General features: G+C 65.5%; 12 protein-coding genes and 1 riboswitch. Of the genes, 10 read left to right on the top strand and 2 right to left on the bottom strand.

Features of this window, described 5'->3' with window-relative positions; genetic code table 11:
- Positions 1-239 precede the first annotated feature (239 nt).
- Positions 240-433: riboswitch (cobalamin riboswitch) on the top strand.
- A 142-nt stretch (positions 434-575) separates the two neighbouring features.
- From AB1A62_RS00895 to AB1A62_RS00885, 3 genes are read left to right on the top strand one after another with little or no spacing between them, the layout of a single operon-like run.
- Positions 576-1,586, top strand: a complete 1,011-nt coding sequence (locus AB1A62_RS00895; protein ID WP_366659246.1) for an ABC transporter substrate-binding protein — start codon at positions 576-578, stop codon at positions 1,584-1,586.
- The gene (locus AB1A62_RS00890) at positions 1,583-2,632 is read left to right on the top strand and encodes an iron ABC transporter permease (RefSeq protein ID WP_366659245.1); all 1,050 of its coding nucleotides are present in this window, start codon (positions 1,583-1,585) and stop codon (positions 2,630-2,632) included. The genes AB1A62_RS00895 and AB1A62_RS00890 overlap by 4 nt, the downstream gene beginning before the upstream one ends.
- The gene (locus AB1A62_RS00885) at positions 2,629-3,390 is read left to right on the top strand and encodes an ABC transporter ATP-binding protein (protein WP_366659244.1); all 762 of its coding nucleotides are present in this window, start codon (positions 2,629-2,631) and stop codon (positions 3,388-3,390) included. Before AB1A62_RS00890 ends, AB1A62_RS00885 begins: the two co-directional genes overlap by 4 nt.
- Before the next feature lie 65 nt (positions 3,391-3,455).
- Here AB1A62_RS00885 and AB1A62_RS00880 read toward each other — a convergent pair whose 3' ends face one another.
- Positions 3,456-4,325, bottom strand: coding sequence for a LysR family transcriptional regulator (locus AB1A62_RS00880; protein WP_366659243.1), 870 nt, complete (start codon positions 4,323-4,325; stop codon positions 3,456-3,458).
- Between the two features lie 104 nt (positions 4,326-4,429).
- On the opposite strand from AB1A62_RS00880, the gene AB1A62_RS00875 reads away from it, so the two are divergent.
- The 6 genes from AB1A62_RS00875 to AB1A62_RS00850 all read left to right on the top strand — a co-directional run bounded on the left by AB1A62_RS00875 (position 4,430) and on the right by AB1A62_RS00850 (position 12,239).
- Positions 4,430-5,875, top strand: a complete 1,446-nt coding sequence (locus AB1A62_RS00875) for an aldehyde dehydrogenase family protein (RefSeq protein WP_366659242.1) — start codon at positions 4,430-4,432, stop codon at positions 5,873-5,875.
- Between the two features lie 137 nt (positions 5,876-6,012).
- A complete protein-coding gene (locus AB1A62_RS00870; protein WP_366659240.1) occupies positions 6,013-6,996 on the top strand; it encodes a membrane dipeptidase in 984 nt (327 codons plus the stop codon).
- A 3-nt stretch (positions 6,997-6,999) separates the two neighbouring features.
- Entirely contained in the window at positions 7,000-8,688 is a 1,689-nt protein-coding gene (locus AB1A62_RS00865) for a hypothetical protein (protein WP_366659239.1), read from the top strand.
- Positions 8,685-9,314 carry a DUF3726 domain-containing protein gene (locus AB1A62_RS00860; RefSeq protein WP_366659237.1) on the top strand — a complete coding sequence of 210 codons (630 nt, stop codon included), beginning with the start codon at positions 8,685-8,687 and terminating at the stop codon, positions 9,312-9,314. Before AB1A62_RS00865 ends, AB1A62_RS00860 begins: the two co-directional genes overlap by 4 nt.
- Positions 9,315-9,327: 13 nt before the next feature.
- Complete coding sequence (locus AB1A62_RS00855) at positions 9,328-10,338, top strand: Ldh family oxidoreductase (RefSeq protein ID WP_366659235.1); 1,011 nt, start codon at positions 9,328-9,330, stop codon at positions 10,336-10,338.
- A gap of 77 nt (positions 10,339-10,415) precedes the next feature.
- Positions 10,416-12,239 (top strand): BCCT family transporter, encoded by a 1,824-nt coding sequence (locus AB1A62_RS00850; protein ID WP_366659234.1) that lies wholly within the window; start codon positions 10,416-10,418, stop codon positions 12,237-12,239.
- 105 nt (positions 12,240-12,344) lie between these two features.
- Here AB1A62_RS00850 and AB1A62_RS00845 read toward each other — a convergent pair whose 3' ends face one another.
- Positions 12,345-13,271 (bottom strand): LysR family transcriptional regulator, encoded by a 927-nt coding sequence (locus AB1A62_RS00845; RefSeq protein ID WP_366659233.1) that lies wholly within the window; start codon positions 13,269-13,271, stop codon positions 12,345-12,347.
- 107 nt (positions 13,272-13,378) lie between these two features.
- Here AB1A62_RS00845 and AB1A62_RS00840 point away from each other — a divergent pair, with 107 nt between their 5' ends.
- The gene (locus AB1A62_RS00840; protein ID WP_366659231.1) at positions 13,379-15,844 is read left to right on the top strand and encodes a CoA transferase; all 2,466 of its coding nucleotides are present in this window, start codon (positions 13,379-13,381) and stop codon (positions 15,842-15,844) included.
- The last annotated feature ends 76 nt before the right edge of the window (positions 15,845-15,920 follow it).

Below are 15,920 nucleotides of genomic sequence, written 5' to 3'. Positions count from 1 at the left end.
GCCGTTGCCGCCGGCCCCATCGCGGCCGCAACGCAGGAGCTGAACGGCGGTGCCCAGGAGCCGGGCTGCTGACCGGGTCCGCAGCGGGGGCGCGGGAGGCGGCGGTGCCTTCCGCCGCAGTAAACTGGCGCAGTTCTCTCTTGGCTTCTGAAGGCCCCCGCAGCAGGCGGGGGCCGCACAGCCAGGATTGAAGTTTTCCGGAATCCGCTGAAGTTTTTCTTGCCGCAACGGAAGTGATGCGCTACGCGCGCTTTACCGGTCCCGCAAGGGCTAAGAGGGAATCCGCGGTGCCAGCCGGCGCCAAACGGAACTGCCCCCGCAACTGTAGGCGGCGAGTGCTGTGCCATGATGTCACTGGATCCACGCGGTCCGGGAAGACGGCGCAGGCAATGACCCGCCAGTCAGGAGACCTGCCGGTGAAAAACTGAAGCACACCGGACGGGGTTGTCCGGGGAGGTTGCCGGCAAGATGCGCCGCCGCTGTCCGGCGCCGCAAAATGGGGCCAGATACCCAGCCTTGCCGGTCAATGCCCTTTCACCCGTTCTCCGGTCATTGACATATGGAGATCGAAGATCATGTTCCTGCGTTCCGGCCTGATGGGCCTTTCCTTCCTTGCGGCCGCTCAGGCTGCTGCCGCCAGCGAGAGTTTTCCGCTGACCATTCAAAACTGCGGTGAGACCGTCACCTTCGAGGCGCCGGTTGCGTCTTCCGTGACCGTTGGCCAGGCCGCCACTGAAGTGCTGTATGCGCTGGGCCTGGGCGACAAGGTGCTGGGCACCTCGGTCTGGTTCAACGACGTGCTGCCCGAATATGCCGAGCTGAACGACAAGGTCGAACGCCTGGCCGACAACGACCCCAGCTTTGAAAGCGTGGTGGCCAAGCGCCCCGGCCTGGTGGCAGCCCAGTATGAATGGCATGTCGGCCCCGAAGGCGTGGTCGCCAAGCGGGAGCAGTTCCACGACCTCGGCATCCCGACCTATGTGATGCCCGCTGATTGCGTCGGCAAGGACAACACCACCGGCGGCGACGGCACCCGCACCCGGATGTTCACCACCGACAGCCTTTATCAGGGCATCGAGGAACTGGCCGCGATCTTCGGCGAGGCTGAGAAGGGCGCTGAGCTGGTTGCCGACTACAAGGCGCGCGAGGCTGCAGCTGTTGCCAAGGCACAGGAAGTTGCGCTGGAGGATGCTTCCGCCGTGTTCTGGTTCTCTTCGCCCGAAATGGAAAGCGATCCGTTCGTGGCCGGGCAGAAAGGCGCCCCGGGCTACATGATGCAGCAGCTGGGCCTGAAGAACGTCATCGAAACCGACGAGGAATGGCCGACCGTTGGCTGGGAAACCATCGCCAAGGCCAACCCGACGGTGATCGTGATTGCCCGCATGGACCGCCGCCGCTTTGCCGCTGACGACTACGAGAAGAAACTGGAGTTCCTGCGCACCGATCCGGTCGCCAGCCAGATGGACGCGGTGAAGAACGACCGTATCGTGGTGATGGATGCACAGGCGATGGACGCCACCATCCGCGCCATCCCGGCGCTGGAGGATCTGGCCGCTGAACTCAGCGCGATCGGCAACGGCGAATGAGCGCAGCCGCCGCAGTCGCATGGCAGGGCTTCCGGGGCGCTTGCCTGGCCCTGCCGGTGCTGGCCGCGGCGGTTCTGGCAGGCGCAATGATCGGGGAGACCGCGCTTGCGCCTGACCTTGTCCTGTCGGTTCTGGCCAACAAGCTGGCCGGGGCAGGCCTGCCGGTGGATCCGGTGGACCAGGGCATCATCTGGAGCTACCGGCTGCCGCGGGCGCTGGTGGCTGCGGCCTGCGGGGCGGCGCTGGCGGTCGCCGGGGTGGTGCTGCAGGCCTTGCTGCGCAATGCGCTGGCAGACCCCTATATCCTTGGCATTTCCGCCGGCGCCTCGACCGGGGCGGTGGCGGTCACCATTGCCGGCCTCGGCGGCGGCGCCCTGTCGCTGTCCTTCGGCGCCTTCAACGGGGCGCTGCTGGCGTTCGGCTTTGTCGCCATTCTGGCGCGGGCCGCCGGGGCAGGGGGCAACCGCGCCGCAGCGGCGCAGATCGTGCTGGCGGGCATTGCCGGCTCGCAGCTGTTCAATGCGCTGACCGCTTTCATTATCGCCAAATCCGCCAACGCGGATCAGGCCCGCGGCATCATGTTCTGGCTGATGGGCAACCTCAGCGGCGTGCGCTGGCCGGACGTGTGGCTGGCGGTGCCGCTGGCCTTGGCGGGCTGGATGATCTGCCGGTTTCACGCGCGCGCCCTGGACGCCTTCACCTTTGGCAGCGACTCCGCGGCCTCGCTCGGCATCCCGGTCCGCCGGGTTCAGGTGGTGCTGATCTTTGCCACTGCGCTCACCACCGCGGTGATGGTGTCGATCGTCGGCTCGATCGGCTTTGTCGGCCTGGTGATCCCGCATGCGGCGCGGTTCCTGGTCGGCCCAGGACACCGCAGGCTGATGCCGGCCGCGGCGCTGACCGGCGCCGTGTTCCTGATCGCTGCCGACATCGTCTCCCGCATCATCATCCCCGGCCAGGTGCTGCCCATCGGGGTGGTCACCGCCCTGATCGGGGCGCCGTCCTTTGCGGTGATCCTGGTGCGCGGGCAAAGGACTGCGAGATGAGGATTGAAGCCCGCAACCTGTCCTTTGCCGTGCGCGGCAAAACCCTGCTGCAGGACGTGTCGCTGGCGGTGCAGCCGGGTGAGACGCTGGCGCTGGTGGGCCCGAACGGCTCGGGCAAGTCGACCCTGATGCGGCTGCTGTCGGGCCTGGCCAAACCCTCGCATGGCGAAGTGCTGCTGGCGGACCAACCGCTGGCCCGGCTGACCCGCCGGGAGATCGCCCAGCGGATCGCCATTGTCGAACAGCAGGCCGACACGGCTGAGCGCATCACCGCACGGTCCGTCGTCGAACTGGGCCGCACCCCCTGGCTGTCGGCGCTGAAACCCTGGAGCAGCGAAGACACCCAGCTGGTGGACAAGGCGCTGCGCACGGTGGAAATGAAGAACTTTGCGCCGCGGGAATGGTCCACCCTGTCCGGCGGCGAACGGCAACGGCTGCACATTGCCCGCGCCCTTGCGCAACGGCCGGGGCTTCTGCTGCTGGATGAGCCGACAAACCATCTGGACATCCACCACCAGCTATCGATCCTGAACTGCATCCGGAACCTGCAGGTGACAACCGTGGTGGCCCTGCATGACCTGAACCAGGCCCTGACCTGCGACCGTGTGGCGGTGCTGTCGCACGGGCGCCTGGTGGCCTTTGGCGCGCCCGGGGAGGCGCTGGATCCGGAAACGGTGTCCGGGATCTTCGGGATCAAGGCCCGCTGGGTCCGGGACGGCGAGGGCGCGGATCCCTTCCTGTCCTTTCAATTGGCCTGAGAGGCTATCGGCACAGGCGCCTAGGCCATGCTGCGCCGTGCCGGAGGCTTTCAGCCTGGCGCGCCTTACAGTTCGCAGGACTGTATGAAGGCGCAGCACTCCTCGGTCAGCGCGGCAAAGCGGGAGCGTTCGCGCTGATACAGGTAAACCGCCCGCTTGTCGGGCAGGTCGGCAATCGGGCGGAAGGCGGTTGCCTCCGGCATGAACCGGGCAACCGTCTGCGGCAGCACGGTGACCCATTTACCGGTCCGGACCATGGTGATCAGCGAATGGGTGTTGTGGATCGTCACATCCGCATTGCTGCTAGCCTCAACAAAGCGTTCATTGCGGATCAGATCGCACAGGGCGTTGCGGACAAAGGAGGCGCCGGTCACTTCGGCAATTGAGGGGCGCGCGTCCTGCCGGTACAGCGGATGGTCGGTGGAACAGACCAGCCCGAAACGGTCCTCGAACAAAGGCACGGCCCTGACACCATTCAGCGGGTGGCAGCCGGAGGCAATGCCGATATCCGCCTTGCCCTCCGCCAGCGCATCCAGAACCTCCTGAGTGTCGGTGTCGCGCAGCTCCACCTTCAGGCCCGGATGCCGCGTCGTCATGTGTTCCAGCACCGCAGGAAACACCAGCGCCGCGACCGATGGGACTGAGACGATCCGCAAGAGCCCGTGCGCCGCCTCAGCGGCCATCTCGATGCTCTGCACGGTCTGGTCGAACTGCCGCACCTGTTTCTGGGCCAATTCAAAGACTTGCTCGCCCAAGGGTGACAGCTGGTTCTTGCGCTCGCCCTCGAACAGTCTCTTGCCCAAATGATCCTCCATTTGCTTCAGCGTCATGGAAACGGCGGACTGGGTCCGGCCCAGCCGGTTGGCGGCCTCGGAAAGGTTGCCGGTTTGCGCCACGGTGCAGAAGGCGCGTAGCATTTCGATTTTCAGTGCCAAGTTTCAATTTTCCTGAAGTTGCCTACAGTTTATTGAGTTTGACTGATGTGGGCTGCGGAGTCCATCCTGCTGCAAACCTGAAATTCAGCATCTGGGGCTTTTCCGTGACCAAACTGAACCTGATTGCCGGCGAATGGCTGGCGGGCGAAAGCGAAATCGAAAACCGCAACCCTTCGGATCTGAGCGATCTGGTCGGTATGTTTGCCCAGGCCAGCTCCGATCAGCTGGAGGCGACCCTGGACCAGGCGCAGAAGGCACAGCGTGAATGGGCCGCCTACGGGCTGGAGCGCAAGCAGGCGGTGCTGATGAACATCGGCAACGAGCTGATGGCGCGAGCCGAAGAGCTGGGCACGCTGTTGTCGCGCGAAGAAGGCAAGCCGCTGGCCGAGGGCAAGGGCGAAGTCTACCGGGCCGGCCAGTTCTTCACCTATTACGCTGCCGAATGCCTGCGCCAGATCGGCGAAAACGCCGACTCCGTGCGCCCGGATATCGAAGTGGATGTGCGCCGCGAAGCGGTGGGCGTGGTGGCGATCATCTCCCCCTGGAACTTCCCGACCGCAACCGCGTCCTGGAAGATCGCGCCGGCGCTGTGCTACGGCAACGCCGTTGTTTGGAAGCCCGCCAACATCACCCCGGCTTCCGCTGTTGCCCTGACTGAAATCATTGCCAAGCAGGACATCCCCAAGGGCCTGTTCTCGTTGGTGATGGGTTCGGGCCGCTCGATCGGCCAGCGCCTGGTGGAAAGCCCGAAGGTGAACGCGATCTCCTTCACTGGCTCGGTGCCGGTGGGCAAGGGCATCGCTTCTGCTGCCATCCAGAACCTGACTAAGGTGCAGATGGAGATGGGCTCCAAGAACGCGCTGGCCGTGATGGACGACGCCGACCTGGACCTGGCCGTCTCCCTGGCGCTGGGCGGCGCCTTTGGCGGCACCGGCCAGAAATGCACCGCTTCCTCCCGGCTCGTGGTCCACGCAGCCGTGCACGACGCCTTTGTTGAAAAACTGATGGCGGGTGCGCAGGCGATGAAAGTGGGCCACGCGCTGGAAGCGGGCGTGCAGATGGGCCCGGTGGTCAGCGAGCAGCAGCTGAACGAGAATCTGGCCTATGTCGATCTGGGCACCTCCGAAGGCGCCGAACTGGCCTGCGGCGGCCAGCGCCTGGAGATGCCGCATGAGGGCTTCTACATGTCCCCCGGCGTGTTCCTGAACACCACCAACGACATGCGCATCAACCGCGAGGAAATGTTCGCGCCGCTGACCAGCGTGATCAAGGTCGGCAGCTATGACGAGGCGCTGGCGGTGGTGAATGACACCAACTTCGGCCTGACCTCCGGCATCGTCACCCAGTCGCTGGCCCGCGCAACCCATTTCCGCCGCAATGCGCGCACCGGTGTGGTCACCGTCAACCTGCCGACCGCAGGCACCGACTACCATGTGCCCTTCGGCGGCCGCGGCGACAGCTCCTATGGCCCGCGCGAGCAGGGCAAGGCAGCGGCGGAGTTCTACACCACCGTCAAAACCGCCTACATCAGCGCCGGCAAGCCGGTCTGAGACTGAAATCGTGGCAGCGCCGGATACCGGCCTGCCAGTTTGCGGAAGCGCCCGCCCTCCTAGTTTCCCCTGTGGCGGGCGCTTCCTGCCCGCTGCCAGAAGGCTGGGCGTGTGACATTGAAAACCGAGGTGCTTGAATGACCGGATACCGTATCGACTGCCTGCAATATGCCAACTGGTCGGAAAAGATCTTCCGCCAGCTGCGCGAGGGCAACGTGGACGCGATCCATGTCACCATTGCCTATCACGAGAACTTCCGGGAAACGGTTCTGAACTTCGAAAAGTGGAACCGCTGGTTCGAGCAGTACCCGGATCTGATCATGAAGGGGCAGTGGGCCACTGACATCGACAAGGCCCGCGAAACCGGCCGCACCGCGGTGTTCTTTGGCTTTCAGAACCCCTCGCCGATGGAAGACGACATCGGCCTGGTCGAAATCCTGCACACGCTCGGCGCCCGTTTCATGCAGCTCACCTACAACAACCAGTCGCTGCTGGCGACCGGCTGCTACGAGGCCGAGGATATGGGCATCACCCGTATGGGCAAGCAGGTGATCAAGGAGATGAACCGGGTCGGCCTGGTCGTCGACATGAGCCATTCCGCCGACCGCTCCACCATCGAGGCGGCGGAGATTTCGACCCGCCCTATCGCCATCACCCATGCCAACCCGCATGAGTGGTCGCCCGCGCTGCGCAACAAGAAGGACGACGTCATCCGCGCAGTCACCGGCCACGGCGGCATGCTGGGCTTCTCGGTCTATCCGCACCATCTGAAGGACAAGTCCGACTGCACCCTGCAAAGCTTCTGCGAGATGATTGCACGCGCCGCAGAAAAATACGGGGCAGAGCACCTCGGCATCGGCACCGACCTTTGCCAGGACCAGCCCGACAGCGTCGTTGAATGGATGCGCGTCGGCCGCTGGACCAAGGAAATCGACTACGGCGAAGGATCAGCCGCCGCGCCGGGCTTCCCGGCAATGCCCGGCTGGTTCAACGACAACCGTGACTTTGGAAACATCGAAGACGGCCTTCGCGCGACGGGCATGAACGATGACGAAGTCAGCGGCATCATGGGCGGGAACTGGTACCGGTTCTTTGCCGAAAACTTTGGCCCAAAGGGATAGGTCATGGAAACAACCGCGCAGACAACGATATCACGACGGGATCCGGCGCAGGTAATGCGCCTCAGCCGGCTCGGCTCCTTGCATCAGTGCCGCCTCAGCTTCATGCGGGTGCTGACACGCCGCATGGCCCGGGAAAACTGGAGCTTTGCGCGCCCCAAGTTCGATATCGACGGCAACGGCGTCGGCGTGGCGGTCTACACCGCCGCCGGCCCTGCGCGGACATATTCCCTGATTGCCTTCGCCCACGACCTGCCGCCGGAAATGCGTTCGGACCGGGTGATCGCCACCGCCTGGGATGCAACCTTCACCCTGTTCGACGGCGTGCCCACGGATGCCGACATTGAGCGTCTGTCAAAGAACGTGCCGTATCAGGAGGCGGGCCGGGTCAACGAGAAATCCCTGTCAGTTTCCCGCGCCAACCGCTCTGTGCGCCTGTGGGCGCATTTTGTCGACGCGCTGTCGCAAGGCCAGCAACCGGACCCAGCGCAGGTGGAGGCCGTCGGCTATCTGATGCGCACCACCGCTGTGTATGGTTCCGGTAAATTGGGCGCCGCCGACCGGGAGGCGATTGCCGACCGCCCGGAGCTAAGCACACCGTTTCAGGCGGAAATGCTGTCGGTCTTTCTGACCCGCGCTTTCGTCCGTGACCTTGTGGAGCATATGGCCCGTGCCAAGGGCGGCGGCAACGCCGTGCCGCTGGCCCCGGAAACCGCGCGGCGGCTGGGCATCGGCAATTCCACCGGTCTCGGCATGGCGCCCTACATCGTCAACCACCCGGTGCTGTTCAACAACTGGATCATGGCGCGGGAAGAGGCGATTGCCAGGGTGCGCTCGGTCGAAACCGCGTCGGCTGAGGAAGCCGCCTGCTTCCGCCGTATGCTGCGGCGGAGCGAACTGTCGGCGGCGCGCTGGCATTCGGAACACCCGGCACAGATCAAGAAGCTGGCCAGCCTTCACAAAGACCTGGAGGCCCTGACCGCCTGGGTGGCCGCAGATGATTTGCTCAATGACCACCCCTGGGACCGTCTGATCCGCTGGAGCGAGACCGCGCTGGGCCTGGAGGGGCAGGAACTGGCGGCCTCGCTGATCCTGGAACCCTATGGGGACCTGGTGGACGGGTTGTCCGACTGCATGGCCGACGCCAACAAGGACGCTTTCATCATCGACGGCGCAATGCCGATTGCACAGGTGCGGCAGCTGATCGAGGACAGCTTTGCCTGGGCGCTGGATCTGGACTGGAGCGCCCGCGAAAACTGCGCCCGCGCCTGGTATGTCTCGGAGGAGAAGCTGGAGCCCCGCATGGGCGAGCGCTTTGACGAGCCGATTGCCGCGTACGAGCAGCCGCTGGCCCCGGCCCGTGACGCTGCCGCGGCCCATGCGGCCTTGGCAGGCTGGGACGGGGACGAGCCGATCGCATCCTTCCTGCTGCGCCACCCGGAACACCGCCACACCGTGCGCCGGGCGCAGATGAGCCGGGTCGCGCCTTACAGCGAAATCCGCAGCAACACCATCAGCGACCGGGTGCTGCCGGTCGACATGCTGCGGGCCAAGCTGTCGTTCTTCGGCGCCACCCATTTCGACCCGCGCTCCGACCGCTGGGTGCGGATCTGCATGTATGCGGGCGCGCCGTATCCCGAAGACCTGACCACCGCCAACGCCGACCTGTGGGTTTATCCGGAGGCAGACCAATGAGCTATGCGCTGAACGAAGTGGAGGCCACCGCCAAACGCGCCGCCCGCGGGGCGGGCTATGACTGGGGGCTGGCGGAGGAAGCCGCAAAAGCCACCCGCTGGCTGTGCGCGCAAGGGCTGGACGGTGCGGCAGTGCTGGCTGGTCTGCTGGAGGCCGGATACGCGGCGGAGCTGCAATCCCATGTGCCGCAAAGCCTGGAGGGCGACTGGCAGGCTGAGGCGCCGCTGTGCCCGCTGGCAACCGGTGCGGTGCTGTCGGACTGCGCCGCGCGGCTGCAAGTGCTTACGCTGGCTATGGGGCCGGTCTCCCGGCCCGCAATGATCCTGCCCTTTGCCGCGATGGCCGCGCGCCAGCTCGGCGCTTGTGTCACGGTCGAAGGTGAGGGCTTTCAGGCCGTCACCGATGGCATCGGCCTGCAGTGCGAAGGCACTCTGCCGGAAACGGCGGCTCAGCTGAGCATCCGGGCCGCGGGCAGCCTTGCAAACGCAAACCCATGCCAAACCCGCGCTGAACCGGAGGAGGCGGCCTGGGCCGTCCTGAACCGTTTTGCCCATAAAACCTACTCTCCGGCCACCGAGGAGTCGCGCCTGCTGGGCGCCGGCGCCGGGCTGTCGGACAACGACTGAAGAGGCCTCTTACATGACCGAAACCAGAACTATGTCCCTCGCCGAGATCGAGGACCTGTCCTTCCGCGCCCTGGTGGCGGCAGGCACCTCTGAAGCCAATGCCCGGCCCCTGGCCGTCGCAACAGCCGCCACCGAGGCGGATGGCGTGGCCAGCCATGGCCTCGCCTATATCCCGATCTATGCCGAGCATGTGCAATGCGGCAAGGTGGACGGGCAGGCGGCACCGGTTCTGACCCGCCCGCGCCCCGGCGTCGTGGCGGTGGATGCCGCCACCGGCTTTGCCCATTCCGCCATCGACATTGGGTTCGAGGCTCTGATCCCGGCAGCGCGGGAGCAGGGCATCGCAGTTCTGGCGATCCGCAACAGCTACAACTGCGGCGTGCTGGGCTACCACACCGCCCGCCTGGCCCGCGCCGGGCTGGTGGGTCTGGGCTTTACCAACGCGCCGGCGTCGATCGCGCCCTCGGGCGGCAGCAAGCCGGTGGTCGGCACCAACCCGTTCTCGGTTGCCGTTCCAGACGAAGACGGCGAGCCGGAACTGCTGATCGACCAAAGCGCCAGCACCATCGCCAAGAGCGAAGTGATGAAGCACGCTCGCGAGGGCAAAGAGATCCCGCTGGGCTGGGCGCTGGATGCCGACGGCAATCCGACCACCGATCCGGACGCGGGCCTCAAGGGCTCGATGGCACCCTCGGGCGGCTACAAGGGCGTCGGTGTTGCGCTGCTGACAGAAATCATGGCCGCCGCGCTGACCGGCGCCACCCTCGGCATCAACGCATCGCCCTTCTCGGGCACCGCGGGCGGGCCGCCGAAAACCGGCCAGATGTTCATCGCAATCGACCCGGCTGCGACCTCAAATGACGCTTTTCGTGCTGGAATGGCCGGGATCGTGGAAGCGGTGCGCGGGCAAGACGGCGCACATCTGCCCGGAGACGGGCGGCGGGCAAAACGCTTGCAGGCCCGCCAAGACGGCGTCGCTGTCAGCGTGGCAACGCTGGCAAGGATCGAAGCCCTGCTGGGCTGACGCCAGATACCGGCGGTTGCGCGAACCGCCGGACAATCCGCACCCCGGTGCGGCACGTGCGAAACGGGAGGAAACGCATGTCAATAAAGCAACCTTTTACGGATCTTGAGATCAAGACCTCCGACGAGGGCTTCTATAAGGGGCACAGCGTCGAGATCGCCTTGCTCAGCAAGGGGATCATGGTCGCCCTGGTTCTCTGGGCCCTGGTCTGGCCGGCAAACGCCACGGGCGTTCTGGGCAGCCTCAACTGGCGGATCCTTGAGGATTTCAACGCCTTCTACATCATCATCGTCGGTTTCTTCGCCTTTTTCCTGTTTGTGGTCGCCGCATTGCCGCAAACCGGTAAGCGGATCATGGGGGGACCGGGCCAGGGCAAGGAATTCTCGGATTTCTCCTGGTTCTCGATGATGTTCGGCGCTGGTCTGGGCGTTGGCCTGATGGTCTTCGCCACCGCTGAACCGCTGGGTCTCTGGGGCTCCAACCCGGTGGTCCTGGCGCAGCAAGTGACCGCCAACACTGAAGAAGCCATCCAGTCCGGCTTCCGCTACACGTTCCTGCACTACGGCTTCCACGCCTGGGCAATCTACGTGGTGACCGGCCTGTCGCTGGCCTACTACGCCTATACCCGCGACATGCCGCTGACCATCCGCACCGCGCTGACGCCGCTGTTCGGCAGGCTGATGAACGGCTTCCTGGGCCACGTCGTTGACGTGCTGGGTGTTGTTGCCACCATCCTGGGCGTTTCCGTGACCATCGGTTTCGGCGTCTCCCAGTTCGTGGACGGCGTCTATGCCATCACCGGCATGGAGTGGATGATGGACATGAGCGGCGACGCGCCTGCACCGGGCACCGTTGGCCTTCTGGCCGGCCTTTTCGCTATCATGGGCCTGTCGATCATCTCGGCGGTCTCCGGCGTCGGCCGCGGCGTGAAGTATCTGTCGAACCTGAACCTGGTTCTGTCGATCATCCTGCTGCTGACCTTCGTGGTCTTCGGCTCCTTCATGTTCGCAATGACCACCTACGCCTCGGCTTTCGTGGACTACGTCCTGCACTTCGTCTCGCTGAGCTTTGGTGCCTACGGCCCGCAGTCGGCAGCTGACTTCGCGGCAGCGCTTCCCGCGGACGCGGCGCCCTACGCAGATGCTCTGCGCGGCGGTGCAACCAACGCCTGGGGCTCCTTCGACGGCTTCAAATCCGGCCTGGAAGGCGAAGCAGCCGCCCTGTCCGACGATGTTCTGGCAGCAACCTACGCAGCAGGTGAGGCGCAGCGCCAGTTCGGCTGGCAGGCTGGCTGGACCACCTTCTACTGGGCTTGGTGGATCGCGTTCTCGCCCTTCGTGGGCCTGTTCCTGGCGCGCATTTCCCGTGGCCGTTCGGTGCGTGAATTCATCCTCGGCTGTGTGATTGCTCCGGCGCTGGTCTGCTTTGCCTGGATGACCATCCTGGGCGGCACCGCCATCGACCTGGAACTGAACGGTGCGGCAGAAGGCGCGATCATCGGTGCCTCCAACACCGCCAAGCTGTTCGTGACCCTGCAGAGCATGATCGACGGCGGCCTGCTGTCCGGCATCACCATCATGTGCGTGGTGCTGATCATGACCTTCCTGGTCACCTCGGCGGACTCCGGCATCCTGGTGATGAACACCATCATGTCCGGCGGCGACCAGAACATCGGCAACAAGCACAAGATCGTCTGGGGCCTGATCCTGACCGCCGTGATCGGCACCCTGCTGTTCGCAGGCAAGACCAATGGCGGGGCCGACCCGATGGAGGCGCTGAAGAGCGCGATGATCATCGGCGCGCTGCCCTTCACCATGGTCATGGGACTGATGTGCATTTCGCTGGCCAAGGCGCTGTTCCGCGACGGCCAGCGTGAGAAGGCTGCAGCTCCGGCCGAATAAACCCTGGCACCGGGCAGCGCAGCTGCGGGTGCCCGGCCTGAAAACAGCCTCCCACCAGGAGGCGGAGAAGCCGGAGGAGCCATCCTCCGGCTTTTTCTTGCTGTGTTACGGCTGGCGGTGCGCCGGCGGCAATTGGCCCCTGAACCAATCCAGCAGCTGTTCCAGCGCGCTGTTGCTGGCGGCAGGTGCACGGTGCTGCACAAAATAGCTGTACGGCCTGTCTGAGACCGCCGGCCCCAGCCGCAGCACCTCGCCGCAGGCCAAGGCATTGTCGGCGATCCCCGCCCAGCCCAGCCCAACCCCTTCGCCGCGCCGAACCGACTGGAGCAGGAACGGGTAGGCGTCGAACTCCGGCGCCTTGCCAAAATTCGGCAGCGGCAGCCCCGCCTGTTCAAACCAGCCCTGCCAGGTCAGGAACCCTGAACTGCCGGTGTCGAAATGCAGAAACAGCTCCGGTGCCAATGCGGACAGGTTTTCAGCCGCTTCAGGGTGATCCGCCAGAAAGCCGGGGCTGCAAATCGGAAACGTCTCCGCAGGGATCAGAGGAAAATACGGGCGGTCCGGCATCCGCGACGGGTCCCAGACCACCGCGGCATCCAGACGGCTGAGGTCGATGTCCCCCAGCTGGTCGGTGGTCACCACCCGGACCCTTGTGCCGCTCAGGCTGGCGCGCAGGTCCGAATACCGCGGCATCAGCCATTGATCGGCAAAGCCGAAGGTGCAGGCCAGCGTCACTTCGTCCGTCTCCGGTGCGGCCAGAACCTCGCTCCAGGCCTGATCCACATGGCCTAATCCCAGCGCCACCGCATCCGCCAGCCGGGCTGCATTGGCCGTCGGGGTGATCCGGTTGTTGTTGCGCTCAAACAGCGGCTGCCGCAGCCGCCCCTCCAGCGTCGAGATATGCCGCGACACGGCGGGCTGGCTGAGACCGAGCTCCGCTGCGGCGCGGGACAGGCTGGCGTGGCGCACGGCAACTTCCAGCACCAGCAAGGAGTTCAGGGATCCGGCGGTAGGGCGTATCGAGCGTTCCATAGGAAATTGTTAGGGAGGCCATGCAGTCTTGGCCAGTGGATATTGCAAGCGGCAAAGATAATCTGGGGCAGAAAACATGATCTCAGAATTTCCCAGGGACTTCCCCAATGCCGCAGCGCCCCCTTTCCCATATCCGCGTTCTCGACTTCGGCCACTATCTGGCGGGCCCTTTGACCGGCATGATGCTGGCGGACATGGGGGCAGAGGTTGTCCGCATCACGCCGCCCGGCGGCACCGGGTTTGACGGCCCGGCCTTCGATATGCTGTCGCGCGGCAAGCAGACGCTGGAGCTGGACCTGAAATCGGAGGAGGGCCGCGCCACGGCCGTCGAACTCGCCAAACGCGCCGATGTAGTGATTGAGAACTTCCGTCCCGGTGTGATGGGCCGCCTCGGCCTCGGACCGGAGGTGCTGAGCGAAGTCAATGATCAGCTGGTCTATCTGTCGATGCCGGGTTTCGCCTCTACAGACACGGAGCTGGCCGACCTGCCCGCCTGGGAGGCAGTGATCGCCGCCTATACCGGCCAGTTCACCGACATGGGCCTGAACCGCCGCCTGATGGGCATCAACCCGTCCTTCTCGCCGCTGACCCTGGCCTCGGCCTATGGCGCCAGTTTCGGCGCCATGTCGGTCCTCTTTGCGCTGAACGCCCGCGAGGCCAACGGCGGCGACCATATTGAGGTGCCGCTGGCCGCCGCGCTGCTGGAGGGGCTGGTCTATAACTGCGAGCAGATCGAGGACTACCCCGAGCGCTATAAATCCCCGCGCGAGGTGGAACTGGACCGCCGCGCCGCCGAAGGCCTGCCGATGAACCTGAAGTTCAAGGAGCTGTCGGAATTCCTCGACCCGTTCTACCGCACCTATACCTGCGCCGACGGGCGCGGCTTCTATGTGGTGAGCGGCTCGGTCGCCACCCATCCGCGCCGGGTGCTGGAGACCCTGGGGCTCAAGGATCTGGCGGACGAGCTGCCGGATTTCTCCGCCTATCTTGATACCAAGGACTGGCCCGCCGAATGGTCGATGCGGAATTACCCGGTGGGGGCGTCCGACCGGGAACGGGTGTCCTCGGCGATGAAGGCGGCCTTCCTGACCAAACCTTCCCACGAGTGGGAGGAGTTGTTCGGCGCCGCCAAGGCACCCGCCACCGCGCAGCGCTTCACCAGCGAATGGCTGCACGACCCGCACGCATTGGCTTCCGGGCTGATCCTGCAGGTCGAGGACGCCAAGCACGGGGTCATGCAGCAGATGGGCAATGTGGCCTGGCTGTCCGGCGACGAAGATGTGGTGCAAAAAAACCGCACAGAGGAGGCAGACCTGGCGGCGCTGCTGGCGGAGCCGGAGCGCGGCGGCACCAGCGGTCAGGCGGGCAAGGGCTGGCTCGACGGGCTGAAGGTGCTGGATCTCACCAATGTGATCGCCGGGCCGACCATCGGGTCGACCCTGGCACGCTACGGCGCAGAGGTGACCCTGGTGCAGCCGGTGGACCCTTCGGTGGACCCCTGGAACACCGTTGTCTTCGGCATCCACGCGCAGCGCGGCAAGGAGAGCATCCTGCTGAACCTGCGCACAGAAGCGGGGCAGGAGGCGCTGGCCCGGCTGATCGCCGAGGCCGATGTCATCACCATGAACGGCACCGACCAGCAGCGCGACCATCTGGGCCTGTCGCCGGAACGGCTGGCACAGATCAGCCCGCGCCTCATCCTGGTGCAGCTCGATGCCTTCGGCGGCCCGATGCGCGGGCCGAAATCCGATCACCTCGGCTATGACGACCTGGCCCAGGCCGCAACCGGGGTGATGCTGCGGTTTGGCGGCGGCATGGGCACGCCGGAGGAGCACGCCCATTTCGGCACTATCGACGTGCTGACCGGCTTCTGCGCCTGCGTGGCCCTGGGCGGCGCGCTACTGCGGCTCCAGGAAACCGGCAAGGGCGGGGTGGCACGCGCCTCTCTGGCGGCGGCCGGTAACCTGATCCAGGCGCAGTTCATGTATGACCATAAGGGCAGGGCGCCCTTTGACGAACCCTCGGGGCGCAAAGCCTTGGGCTGGGGGCCGTTCTACCACTGCTATCAGGCCGCGGACGGCTGGTTCTTCTTCGCGGCCCCGACCGAACGCGCAGCCGCCCTGGCGCGGGTTCCGGACCTGTCGGATCTGGCTGAACTGCCAGAGGACCAGCTGCAGGCGGCGCTGTCTGAACGCTTCGCTGATCGGCCGCTGTCCCATTGGCGCGCGGCTTTTGCCGGCACCTCGGCCACCGCAGTGCCGCTGTCCTCGCTGCACGAAACCCGCGATGCAGCGCTGCAGCTGGAAAGCGAGGGCGAAATCGACCTGAACCAGGCCACCTTCCGGGTGATCCGCCACGACCGGCACCCGATGGGCCGCTGGTGCGATCTGGTGGCGCCCAACGCGGTGCGCCCGCAGGCAGGCCGGATCACGATCCCCGGTCCGGCCCCCAAATACGGCGATCACACCCGGGCGGTCCTGGCGCGGATTGGGTATTCTGCGGAGGACGCAGCGGCGATGATCAACAGCGGTGCTGCGGGCGAAAGCTGGTCGGAAAAATACCTGCCGGAGTGATCCGCCCGGCGGCTGGCTGGACTGAAAAAGCGCCCCGGAATTCCCGGGGCGCCTTTCTGTCTTGCTATGCCAGGGC

Source organism: Leisingera sp. JC11, assembly GCF_040704725.1.
Classification (GTDB): Bacteria; Pseudomonadota; Alphaproteobacteria; order Rhodobacterales; family Rhodobacteraceae; genus Leisingera.
The sequence above is the reverse complement of the archived record's forward strand: the minus strand, read 5'-3'. Positions and strand labels throughout refer to the sequence as shown.